At 58.7% G+C, this 12828-nt stretch carries 6 protein-coding genes; 2 read left to right on the forward strand and 4 right to left on the reverse strand.

What is annotated here, in order from left to right:
* Window positions 1-24: 24 nt before the first annotated feature.
* From HGK27_RS24155 to HGK27_RS24170, 4 genes are all read right to left on the reverse strand, one after another.
* Complete coding sequence (locus HGK27_RS24155; protein ID WP_206245418.1) at window positions 25-3732, reverse strand: AAA family ATPase; 3708 nt, start codon at window positions 3730-3732, stop codon at window positions 25-27.
* Window positions 3732-4958: an exonuclease SbcCD subunit D C-terminal domain-containing protein gene (locus tag HGK27_RS24160; protein WP_206243389.1), complete on the reverse strand. Its 1227-nt coding sequence runs from the start codon at window positions 4956-4958 to the stop codon at window positions 3732-3734. Before HGK27_RS24160 ends, HGK27_RS24155 begins: the two co-directional genes overlap by 1 nt.
* A gap of 484 nt (window positions 4959-5442) precedes the next feature.
* Window positions 5443-8064 carry an AAA family ATPase gene (locus HGK27_RS24165; RefSeq protein ID WP_206243391.1) on the reverse strand — a complete coding sequence of 874 codons (2622 nt, stop codon included), beginning with the start codon at window positions 8062-8064 and terminating at the stop codon, window positions 5443-5445.
* 668 nt (window positions 8065-8732) lie between these two features.
* Window positions 8733-9770: an IS110 family RNA-guided transposase gene (locus tag HGK27_RS24170; RefSeq protein ID WP_206239818.1), complete on the reverse strand. Its 1038-nt coding sequence runs from the start codon at window positions 9768-9770 to the stop codon at window positions 8733-8735.
* 691 nt (window positions 9771-10461) lie between these two features.
* On the opposite strand from HGK27_RS24170, the gene HGK27_RS24175 reads away from it, so the two are divergent.
* Window positions 10462-11568 carry a helix-turn-helix transcriptional regulator gene (locus tag HGK27_RS24175; RefSeq protein WP_206243392.1) on the forward strand — a complete coding sequence of 369 codons (1107 nt, stop codon included), beginning with the start codon at window positions 10462-10464 and terminating at the stop codon, window positions 11566-11568.
* Window positions 11569-11760: 192 nt separating this feature from the next.
* Window positions 11761-12798: a hypothetical protein gene (locus HGK27_RS24180; protein ID WP_206243393.1), complete on the forward strand. Its 1038-nt coding sequence runs from the start codon at window positions 11761-11763 to the stop codon at window positions 12796-12798.
* The last annotated feature ends 30 nt before the right edge of the window (window positions 12799-12828 follow it).

Below are 12828 nucleotides of genomic sequence, written 5' to 3' on the forward strand. Positions count from 1 at the left end.
TCACTTCCGCCCTATTCGATCTTCCTAGCCCGCGATGACCTCGATCTGACTCGTGCCGCGCCCTGTCGGCCTGACTTCGATCTTGACGGCGATGCGTTCCTTTAACTCTTCTACATGACTGATAACGCCCACACGTCTGCCGGATGCGTGCAGATGCTCCAGAAGCGCCAATGCCTGGCCGAGGCTGGAAGGATCGAGGGCTCCGAAACCCTCGTCAATGAACAGACTCTCGATCTTGACGCCGCGGGCGGTGGACATCGCAGCCAGGCCCAGCGCCAAGGCAAGGCTGATGAGAAAGCGCTCTCCGCCAGACAGGTTATGGAGGCCGCGTACCCTCCCGCCCATGTCGTTATCGATCACCTGGATCAGCATGTCGCCACCCATGCCGCGCTCCAGAGCGAAGCGGGGTTTGAGTTGCACCAGGCTGGCGTTGGCCTGTTCCAGCAAACGGTCCAGCGTAAGTCCTTGCGCGAAGCGCCGGAATTTCCGGCCTTCGCTGTCGCCAATCAACTGGGAGAGCTGGAGCCAGACGTGTGCCTTCGCACTGGCCGCTTCCAGTTGGGCCCGCAAGGCTGCCGTGCGCTCGCGCACGAGATCGTCCTGACGGATCGCCACCCTCGCTTCCTCAACCATACGGCTTGCCGTTTCCAGCGCATTACGCGCATCAGCCAGAGCTGCAGCGAAGGCATCCTCCGAAATGGGTTCCGCTGTGGCGGACGTGTCCTGATGGCGGGCAAGGTCCTGACGGCATTTATCAAACACGGCTTGGGCTTCACGCACAGCGCCTTCGATGCTGGTCAGGGTCTGTGCTTCGATATCAAGGGCATCTGGAGCAAGTGCGGCAACCCGCATCAAATCGGCGACCGTCAGCCTTCCGTCGTCCAGCGCCTGTGCCAAGGCTGCAGTGGTGTTATCCAGTGTGGTTCGGGCATGGACCAGATGTTCGTCAGCTTCAGCCATAGCTGCCCTGTGACCAGCGAGCGCCTGGGCAGCCTCTTCGCGCTGCTGACGTGCAGCCTCACTGGCCATCCGTGCAGCATTGGTCGCTTGAGTGACTTCGCGTTCGACATCCTGAGCAGCACGACCATCCAACAAACCAGCGCGCTGGGCCTGCAAGGTAGCGGCTTCGTCGTCACGCTGGTGCGCGGACTCGTCAGCGGCTTTGTATTGCGATGCGGAGACGTCCCGAGCGCTCACCGCTTCATTCAGTGTCTGGGTTAAGGCAGGCAGAGCTTGGACGGCGTCGGCCAGTTCGGCAGCGTGGTCGCGCCACGATTGTGCCTTGCTGCGCAACCATGAAGCGGCGTCGGAAAGGCTGCGCCAATCGACGATTGGGGCGAGCGCGCTTTCCAAAGCGACTGCGTGGTGAGACTGCGTTTCTTCCAGCTTGGCCAGGACCGTTTTAACCGCGGCGACGGCATCGCTCTGCTTTCGCAATACCTCACCGGCCACCTGCTCGGCCAGACGAGCTTCCTCCAGTGCAATGCGGGTGGCATCTTCCGCACGGCGGTAACGATCAGCGGCAGCTTGGGCGGCAAGCAATTCGTCGCGCTGCCGACGGACGGATTGCCGCAGGGTCGAAAGGCTTTCGTTTGTGTCTGAACCTGGCTCGATCCCCAGCGCTTCGGTGGCCCGCTGGAGCGAAGTCTGTGCCTCCTGGTTTGCTGTTGTCAGTCGAGATAACGCAGTTACCTGGCCCTTTTCCTCGGTTTCCAGCACGGAGCCCTGTTGTGTCAGGCTCTCCTTTTCCCGCAGCAAAGCCTGATTATCCCCGCGCAGCCGGGTGAGTTCGTCTTCCAGCGCTGTGCTTTGCGCGCGGTTTTCTTCCAGATGTTTGCCCAGCAGGGTCTCAAGTGCGGAGAGCGGGTGCTCTGCCGAGCCGCAAACCGGGCAGGGCTCATCATCGACCAGCTGGCTTCGCAATGCTTCAGCCGCCTTGTCCGACGCGGCAATTGACTGGTTCAGCACACGCCGCGCTTGTCTGAGGCGAGTGTCTAGATCGACCAGCGACACTGCTTGGTCAGCCAGCGTCCTATCAATTTCTCCCACACGCATCGTGCATGCGCTGCGGCGGGTACGGGTCGTTTCCAATTCGGTTGCGCCCCGTTCTGCTTCCCGCAGTGCTTGAGTTGCTTCAGAGGCGCCGATCTGTGCTGCCCCGATCAGATCGAGCTGAGCAGACAGCTCCGTCAGAGCGCCATCCGGCGGAAGGGCAATTTCGGCCTGCTGTCGTAAGGAGGCGGCAGTCTTGGCGGCGTCTTCAGCTGCCCGAAAGGCATCGCCCGCAGCCATGTGATCGACGACCGCCTTGCGTTCGGCGTCCTCTCGCTCGGCCAAGGTAGCTTCACCCTCGCGGTAACGGTCCTGAGTGGCGGCATAGTCCGCGATTAGCGTGCCGAGTTCCATCTCTCGGTCGCTTAGCCCACGCAGCGCGGCGTTGGCTTCGAGCCAGTTTTCGGCCGCCGTCTGGCGGGCCAGCGCCGTATCGTGACGACCACGTGCCAGCGCAGCAGCTTCGCTCGCAAGCGAGGCGGCCTCTTGCGTGCGAGACACGTGTTGCCTGGCTCTCTCGAGATGGCTCAACGCTTCGGTGATCTGGCGATCAAGTGCGCGAGCAGCGTCGAGCGCTGGAGCCAGGTTGCGGACCGTTTCCTCTTGGGCAGCAAACTTCGTCGCGGCGAGTTGGGCCTCTGTTGACGATGATTGCTCACGTTGCAGCGATGTCTCTACTGCTTCACGCCGATCCGCCAATCTGGCGTTCGCGGAGGTCAAATCCTGCTGAGCAGACGTCTGCGCAACCTGTAATGGCAACAGCCGCGACGCCTTTCGATCTATGATGAGTGCTTCCCGGCGGGGCAGCGCGTTTTCATGGGCATGCTGCGCTTGGCTCAACGCGTGCTGGGCTTGCTCGACTTGCGCCAAAAGCTCGCGGCCGCGAGCCTGCCGCCGCTGCTCCGCTTCAAGTGCTTCCTTGTGGCCCAGTGCACGCGTATGGGCTTTCGCGGATTCCTCCAACGCAGTCTCGGCCAAGACGCGGGCTTCATCGTCCAGACCGTGCTGTGCCGCAATCTGCTGCCGCAGCGCGTCGAGCCCGGCTTTCATGTCATTGGCCTTGGACCAGGCACGCTGGCCGATAAGGGTGTAGATCTGTGAGCCGGTCAACCGCTCCAGCAAAGCTGCCCGCTCATTGGCATCAGCACGGATGAAGGCTTCGAAATCGCCCTGCGCCAGAAGCACCGCGCGGGTGAACTGGTCGGCGGTAAGGCCGATCACATCTGCAATGATATTGCGCGTCTCGGTGTTGGTACCGCCCATGCGCTCGCCAGTGTCGAGCCGTTCGAAGGCATGGCTGTGGCTTTGTAGAGTACCGTCCGCTTTTCCCCGCGCGCGGCGCACGTCCCAGCGAGCTCGATAATGGCCGCCACCGGGCATGGCGAAGTCGACCTCGGCATGACCCTGACCGGCCCCGTGGCGAAGGATCGAGCGAGCATCCTTCGCGCCGATGCCATTGTCTTGTGTACCCACGCTTGCGCCGGTTGGGGCGGCGCGTAGGCGCGGGATTTCGGCAAACAGTGCCAGGCACACAGCATCAAGCAGGGTTGATTTGCCGGCCCCGGTGGGACCGGTAATGGCGAAGATCCCCGAGGACGACAGCGGCTCGGTGGTGAAATCGACCTCGAAGTCACCGGCAAGGCTGGCAAGATTGCTGCCGCGAATGGCCAGAATGCGCATCAGCGATCCTCCTCAGCGGTTTCGGCTTCCACCAACAACTGGGCAAAGGCAGCGGCCAGGTCCTCGGGTGGAGCTTCGCCGCCATAGTCTCTACGGAATATGGCGGCAAAGACGTCATGAGGGGCCAGCTCTGCAAGGTTTGCGCCGGTCATTGGGTCAAGCGTCGCTTCGCTCGCCTCCCGCCGAACCGACAAAATTCGGACGAGACGTACCGGCTTGGCCTCCAGCGCGGCGAGGATGCGTGATTGCAGATGGGGTTCTGGACCATCGATCCGTACCGCGATCTCGATGAAAGGCCATCGCTCGATCGGCACGGCGGGGTCGAGTTGAAGCGCCTCGATGGCGGTAACAGCATCATCCAGCGGAAATGGACCAATCGATAAGAAGGCGACCGGACGGGGGATGGGCACCAGATCGACCTCACATCCTTCCGGCTTGAGCCGGACCACGGCTATCGAATGGCGATAATCTCGCTCGGTGGAGGACAGAGGAAAGGGCGATCCGGCATAGCGGACCGTGGTGGCCGCGGTGACGGCCTGCGGGCGATGCAGGTGCCCCAGGGCCACATAAGCTGGGCGGGCATCGAACAGGCTGGCGGCTTGCGCTTCCTCGCCCCCCACCACGATGCGCCTTTCCGAGAGTTCGGAGACATCGCCTCCGGCAACATGGAGATGACCGGTCAAGATAAGGGGGAGGCCGTCGGCCTTCGTCATGCCCGCATCCGTCACTTCTGCATATAAAGTGGGCAGGCTGTATATCCCCAGATCACCAGGCCGGCAGAACGGCACAGCCGCCAGCCATCCGGCGAGTTGTGCCGAGCAATCGTGCAATGGGATTAGCACGCGGTTCATATCGAGCAGGCCATCGCGACGGGGCAGAGAACCGATGAAATGGACGCGGCCATCGCCAAGTAAGGCAGACGGAAGATCGATTCGCCCGGCGCTGTCGTGGTTGCCACCAAGAATGACAACTTGCAGACCGGGGATGCGAGCGGTGGCGGCATTGAGGAAGCGAAACAGGCGCCGCATGGCGGAGACCGGTGGATTGGCAACATCGTAAATATCGCCGGTGACCAACAGCACATGGGCGGCTTGGGTTTCGATCTGTTCCAGCAGCCAGTTGAGAAACACATCGTGCTCAATCTGCCGATCGTGCCCGTTCAACTCATGGCCGAGATGCCAGTCAGAGGTGTGAATCACGGTGAGGGCGGGAGAGCTGTCGGTCATGCTTCTCATTGCCACGCCGCATAATGGATGCAAGAATCGAAACAGCGGTCTTTCCACGCTTTCGAAACCTGGTAGTCGAGATCTGCCCTGCGTTCATGACACCATGACCATTGCTCCGTTTGACCGGCTCGCGCATCTCGATGGATGTTCGCCGGAGGGTGACAATACCGCAATCCGTTTCCGTAACGTGGCGTGACATCCATCCTCGAAAGGGTGATCTATGTCCAGGAGAGACGCACCCCACCTCAACTCGACCGCTGGTTCTCCGCTGAATAAAGATGGGTTTCTGGCCAAACCGTGCTCGAATGGCACCGTGAAGTTCTGGAAGGGAAGGGGCTGGCACGCACACACGAGATCGGCGTGCAACATCGCCAACCCCGGGGGAGGCGTTGGAGAATGAGCCTAACTTGCTCTGAGCAAATCGATGTCCTTCTTCAATGCCCGGGTCCAAGCGGCTCTGATGCCCAGTTCGGTGTTGCCCGGCTCAGCTACGTTCCGGTTTGGCCTTCGCAATCACGGCATCCACGCGGTCGATCAACCTCTCCAGATCGTCCACATCCGGCATTTCAGCTGCGAATTCGTCCGAATTGGAATGACCTTCCAGGAGGCGAGAGGTGTCGTCCTGCAGGGCAACAATCTCGTCTGCCAGGTCGTTTGACCAACTGATTTTGGTCAATGCGCCCAACCTGACCTGTTCGTCCCATCGACGCACAGTATCTTTGAACAGGTGGAGCATGACCACCTCTTCAACCGTGCGCCGCAGTGCCCCTGCGCCACTCCGGACCAAATCGACGCGATTCCCGCCTGTGCTCTGCTTGGCCTGCTGCAAAAACTCCTTCGCCTTGGTGGTCTTGCGATAGGCTCTGCCGTTAGCCGGCGTGTCTTCGATTCTTACATGCCCAGGGACACCTTCCAGGCATTGAATCCAGTGGCTCGTGACCTTGCAGCCTATAGCTTCGGCTTTGTCGGAGAGTAGCGTGAGGAATACGAGGTCGTGCGTAAAGACAATCACCTGTCGCGCCGATGCCTCCTCGGCAAGCCGCTTGGCGATGGCGCGTTTGCGTTGATGATCGAGAGAGGTGACAGGGTCATCGAGCACGATGGCAGCGCTGGTCGGATTGAGATTCACCTCGGTGAGAAAATCGGCCAGGGACAGGGCGCGCTGTTCGCCTTCACTGAAGATATCATCAGCCTTGTGGCCGCCCTTGGCCTTCAGGCCTCGAAGGGTTTTTCCGGCGCTGCCGCGTGCTTTGAACTCAAACGGCAAAGCGCAGTCGAGCTTGGCGCACTCCTTTTTCAGGCGCTCCTTGTAGTTGCCTTCGATCAACTTCTCGAAAACGGCCTTCTGCCGATCGGTGACAAAACGGGTCTTCGGGCGAGACGCGCCAGCCTTTTCGATCCAGACGAGATCCTGGATGAAAGCAACCACATCATCGATGTTTTTGGTCACCACCTGCCGCTGCCGGAGAGTGATGTGTTCCGCCTTCAAGTTCGCCAGAATTTCGTCAAACTTACCTTCACGCAGGGCTGCGTCCTGCGCCTGAATATCCGCCAGTGCTGCGTCAAGGGCTGCTTGTGGAATGGTAAGGTCGCCAGCAGGGATGAGAGCGGTTGCACCTTTTTCAACAGCAGCGACAAGCGCGTTGCGCCTCTCGTCAAACGCCCCGGCGACGGCATCGATCTCGCCGACCAGGGCCGGATTGATCTTGGAAAGGTCTGCGCGAATGCGGCTTTCGGCAGGCAGCAAGGCACAATCGAACCCCTTGAGTGCTGACACGTAGCGATTGAGTTCCTCGTCCGCGACGACGGCTGCCTTTCGAGCTTCATGGTCAAGATAACCCCATATGCGGCTAATGAGCGAAGCCGACGGAGCATCAAGCGGGCGATGGCAGAGCAAACAGGGATCGCCCTCAGCCGGATAGGTTTCTGCCTCGGCTCGTCCCAGCTTTCGGCTTGCAAGCACGAAATTGTCCCATTCAACTGAGCCTGTCTGTTTCAGTTTGGGATTCGAGACCGTCTCGCTTCCTGCCCTTATGGCATCCAAAAGCGCCGTCTTATGAGCGGCCAGGATTCCAGTTGCTTTCTTGCATGCTGCGTTGCCAAGGGCAGAATTGAACTCCCCGAGCTTCTTTTGAAGGGTCTCGACATCGACTTTTGCGGTCGCAAGGGCTTTGAGTGTGTCAACGGGCGACTTGGTGAGAAGCTCCTGCTCTTGCCGCGCCACTTCATCCAAACGTTCCTTCTCGGCATCCCCGAAGGTCGCAAGCGAACGAATCTCCTCGATGTCTGACTTCGAATTCAACGACCCAATTTTGTCAGCAACGAGCCCTGGGTCGGCGAAGAGTTGGTCAAACTTATTCGGCCGCGTTTTGGCCTGAATGTCGGCTTCGAGCTGTTGCGTAACGAGGCCGATGGCACGGATCATCTCATCAAAGACATCGAAGCCGGCGGGCTGAAAGCCGAGTTCGTTCTCTTTGGCTAGGTGAATGCGGGCGACGAAAGAGTCGAAGACGCTGATCCGCTTGAGATCGTTATGTTCATCCCCTTTGGTGAACGCGATATCCTCGTCAAAGCCGTTTCCACGATCAACGACGAACTGGGCAGTCGCAGGCCCATTTGATACACCAGTATCGTAAATGTTACGAATAATCTCAGGATTGGAGCGACTGAAGCAGGCAGAAGAAAGCAGGCGTGCAAAGCCGCTCTTTCCGGCGCCGTTATGGCCATAGATGATGGTCAATTGCGGGCCGAACGTGAGGTGCGACAACTCGGGGATAGCATTGACATTTTTCGGTGATTTGACGGCGTGAAGCGTGAGGAGCTTTCCCTCAGCCACCTCGCGGCCGGTAACCGACTCCGGTACGACTGGGAGCTCTTCGTCACCATGATCGAGCTTCCTGTCCCGCAGAAACAACCGATACGCCTCTTTGATGCGGTCATCCGTGAGCGTACCGTCGCGCACTGCGTGCGAAACTATGTAGCGCTGCCAGTCTGCAATGGAATTACCCCAGGTGTTCAATTCATCCCAGATCGTAGGTTGCCGACTTTCCTCGACAGTGACGTCCAGTGCAGCCAAATCGCCATCCTCGATCTGAAATTCATCCATCGCGTGAAACCCCAAAAATCCTGATCTGTGGCGAGATGCCGAATTTCATGCCACAGATTGTCTGGTAAGAAATTATAGACTTGGGATCGCAATGGGCAAGATGGAGTCTATCGTCGCGGAGAATCATAGCTGGGGAAATGTGCAATCAAGAAGACAAAACGAGCAATGGTGATTGCAAAAATATTCTTAAAATTGAAACTTTTTCGTAATGTGATCGATTCGCTCACTCGGATCCAATTAAACGATCCGAGGGTGGATCCCCGACTAACTCCGCTAAGGCGGCGAGCGGGAATTGGCGAAATCGTTGAAATGTCGGCATTCTCGAATTTAACATATTGCACGTTGCCAGAGCCTAACTGGTCCTTGGACCGAATGACCGGAACGTCGTGGTCTCCGGAATGTCGTCTGTGGATGGCTCCCGCGTTGCAAGCACTTTTTGAAATTCTGACGATCGGTCGGGTGCAGTCGTCTGTCCGGCCTGTTGATGCAGTCGTTTCGGACTGCTGGCCCTGATGGGGTCCGAAAAACAGAGTTCCTATCGCCTTCACAGGCTGTTGCGCCTAAGACTTTCCACGGGTTGTCCCTGTTCCCGGTCTGACCGGTGTCGCCATCATTTCTCTTTGCGCTCACAACTCCGTTCGGCCGATCACCTCAGCCGGATTGCGTACTCATGCGGCCAATCCGGGCACATGGTGTGATTGATAGACCTGACCGCGTGTCATGACCGCCCACGCGATCCGCGCTATCTTGTTGGCCATGGCGACGCTGGCCACGCGGGCAGATTTTCTAGCCAGTATCCCAACGAGAAACGGGTGAACCGTTGCAGGGCCCTCCTTGGCGCGGCGTAGCAGGGAGGTCGCCCCGATGACCAACAGCTGCCGTAGATATTTATCGCCCATCTTGGTGATCCGGCCAAGGCGCTCCTTGCCGCCACTCGACTGCTGACGCGGTGTCAGGCCAAGCCATGCGGCAAACTGGCGGCCAGACCTGAACTGGTGCGGGTCGGTAACCGATGCTGCCAGCGCGGTTGCGCCAATCGAACCAATGCCCGGGATCGTCGCCAACCGACGCGCCATGTCATCGCTTCGCCGGAGAGCTTCCAGGCGCAAATCAAGTTCATGAAGCCGGGCATGAAGCTTGAGCACCAGCTCGCACAGCATGCCGATCACCTGCGCCGCTTGTGGTGGCAGATCAATCGCGGCCTCGCCATCTTCGATCTGTTGCGCCAGATGCAGCGCCCGCCCAAGTCCGATCGGAATGGCGATACCAAACTCTGCTAACTGGCAGCGCATCATGTTGACCAACTGTGTACGTTGACCAGTCAAAAGAGAGCGCACCCGGTGAAGTGACAGGGCCGCCTGCTGCTCACGAGACTTGATCGCCACGAACCGCATCGTCGGACGTGTCACCGCCTCGCAGATGGCCTCGGCATCAGCAGCATCGTTCTTGCCGCGTTTTACATAGGGCTTCACGTAGCATGGCGGCATCAGTCGCACCTCGTGACCAAGGTTTTGCAGTTCCCGCGCCCAATGATGCGATGTCCCGCAAGCCTCGATGCCGACAAGGCAGGGCGATAGCCTTGCAAAGAAGGGCAACATTTGCGCTCGGCGCAACGCCTTGCGCACAATGACGGTGCCCTCTTTGTCGACACCGTGAACCTGGAAGACATTTTTGGCCAGATCGAGGCCGATCGTGCTAATTTCCATGGCGGATGGCTCCTTGCGTGGGTTTGCCTGACGGCAACCTCATCATGACATTCAAATGTCGTGAGCGGGAGCCATCCACCTCATCCCCTTCCGGTCGCTGTCGGACTTCTAGCTGTCCTTCGTTCATTGGGGCGCGTGGCTAGCTTGCGCGCGCGGGACGGGGGGCAGACGTAGGAAAAGCAGGCCTTGGCCAGTGCCAAATTCTGCTCTTTTATCGGGAAGAATTATGGTACCCCAGATCTGATCAATGCGTCAGCTCGCTCTTCAAAGAGAGCGATCCTTTCAAGATATCTGTCGGTATTGAATGAGAGGTTTTTTCACTACAGTCCTGTGTATGTGGGTTGCATATTTTTGATTTTACCAGATTATTACTGATGATATTGTGACGATATACTCATAAAATCCAAAGAAGTTGAGGTGGCGGAGTGACTTGCGAAGAGCGAAAATGCATCTGCAATATAAGGGCATAATCCAAGAAGGTCTCGTGGAATGCGAGATAGATCATGACCTACATCCTCTAAATTCGTCAACTGACGGAAATAGCATAAATTAGCGGATATGCACCACCTCTAGGCATGTGGTAAAAGTATGGCATACTTGAGAATCATTTGGTGCTTTTCACATCGGCGGGCGATTTCTCTATTTTTCACAAGTCATGTGAATTGGCAGTTCGTAACGCATTGGAGATGGCATGAGCGGTCCAGACCTCGCTCGCCTCATCGACGGGGCATATGCAGCGGCGTTGCAAGAGGATCTTTGGGAACAATGGTCCTTGGATCTTATAAAGAAACTCGGGGGCTCTGGCGGCCTGTTCTGGATTGTGAACACGCAAGAACATCGTGTAGAACGCTCCATTGCAGAGTGGGGCCCTGCCCGGGCATTCGAAGAGTACAAAGAAGAGCAGCATCGCTACGATCCGCAACTCAGGCTGGCCGCGACGATGGAGGGAACCAACGTCTTTGTGGGCCTTCCCGGCATCGATCTTGAGGCGGAGCATGTCCGCAACTACATGCGGTGGCAGCAATCAATCGTGCATAACGTTTATCACCAGACGGCCGTGACCCGGCTCGGTGACGGTCTTTTGCAGGCCGGCATATCCATCCATCGCCATGGTGGCCTGGGTCCGGTCGAACGTGCCGATTACGAGCGGATGCAAAGCATCTGGCCGGAATTGAAGCGCGCGATTACGCTTGGCTATCGTCACGGCGCACTGCTGCAAAATGCCTTTTGGGACGGCGTTGTTGCCGGGCGCGGCGATCAGCGGGCCTTGCTTGTCGATGAAAGGGGGCGTGTCGTCCGCCTGACGCATGCCGCCGAGCTCCTCATCGCTGCGAACGCGGAGCTCTCTTTGTGCCATGGACATCTCCGCTGTATGTTGCAAAGCGAGCAACATTGTCTCGATCATCTCATAGCGCGAGCAATCCGGCGGGAAGGCCCTCGATCGGGCGCAATGAGGGTTTCCCGGCACTCTGGCCGGCCATCGCTGGTGCTGACCAGCTATCCTCTGCAACGCTCGTCGCACGTCATGGCGCCGGCCGACGCCGTCGCGCTGATCACCATCGTGGATCCGGGTCGCCAGGCGTCGCACAGGCGCGGCCTTTACCGGGAGGCATTCGGGCTGACGGAACGCGAAGCGGATCTGGCGGTTCGATTGATGGAAGGCCATTCTGTCGATTCTGCCGCTGCTATCCTGGATATGGCTGTTCCGACCGCGAGAACGCATATGCGGCGCCTTTACGAAAAGACCGGCGCGACCGGGTTGCCAGCCATGGTGCAACTGCTGACCAGATTCGGTTGATGGCAAGCTGCGCAATCATCAACGTCGATGATGTTCTGGACCGCTTCGCTGCATAAGATATCAAAGTCGATCAACTGACATTTCATTCGGGAACAGTGGTGCCAGAGGCGCGCATCGCGCCTGGGTTGGTGCGTCTCGTTGCTTTTAGACGGCCGCGATGCACCCGAAGCAGACGATGCAGGGAGTGAGCCAATGCATGTCACACGCCGAGGCTGGAAAGCAAAATGGGTTGGTGTGATCCCTTTCACCCTGCTGGCGGTTATTGCGCTCTCAGGGTGCGCCTCGACGCTTCCTGAAAGCCATGCGCGCCAGATTGCCGTTCCGCACAGTGGGCAAGCTCTGTTGCTGCCGGCCGGAGATGGGCATCTGTTCCTGACCTTACCCGACCCAGATGCTGACAAGAACGCTCCTGGGGCCAGTGGGGATCGCCCGGTAGTCTATTGCTCGGAACCGGCCCCCGATTTCGCCTCCAGCCTGAGCCTGCAACATGCTTTGAGTGGCGGTGTGGCCTTGCCGAATGGCACGTCCGCCAATGCAACAGTCAGCGCAGCAGCCGCTTCGACCATTGTTGAACTGGCCGGGCGCTCCTCAGGAGTTCTGGCCCTGCGTGACGGCCTGTACAACGCGTGCCTTGCTTATGCGAGCGGACTGATCACGCGCACCCATTATACGCTGATCCTAAGCCAGTACGGCGATCTGATGGTTTCGTTGATTGCTGCTGGAAGCAGTGCATCTTCCAGCTCCTCCTCGTCGGGCAGCAATCAACCCGTGACCGTGGCTGTCGCCGGTTCCGGTTCGACCACGGCCTCCACCGGTTCAGCGAGCACCAAGAGCTCGTCAGGCGGAAGCGGTGCGGTTGCGGCGGCAACGGATACGATAAAGACCAGTTCGTCCGACAGCGGAGCTGTCAATGAAAAGGCGCTGCACTATGCCAATGGTCATCTATTGGCTCTGATGACAATTTGCCTGACCTCCTATGATCGTAACTCGCCGCTCGACGCGGGTAAGATGCAGGCTCAGGACGACCCTCTGAAGGCGGCCTGCAAGGCATTGCTGAAAGCGGATTCCGATCCGGCAATGCCGATGGCAGGCCTGTTCAGCAAGGACCACGTCCTGTTCAGCGATGCAGTGCCCATTTCCCAAGCCAAAAAAGCTGCGTCTGTGGCTGTGAAGAAGAAACGGCAGCCAGCGGTCAAGGTGAAACCGAAGAGGACGGGATCTCCAACGTGAACCAGCCAAGGGCTACCGCAAACACAATCA

It is taken from the genome of Novosphingobium terrae (assembly GCF_017163935.1).
Classification (GTDB): Bacteria; Pseudomonadota; Alphaproteobacteria; order Sphingomonadales; family Sphingomonadaceae; genus Novosphingobium; species Novosphingobium terrae.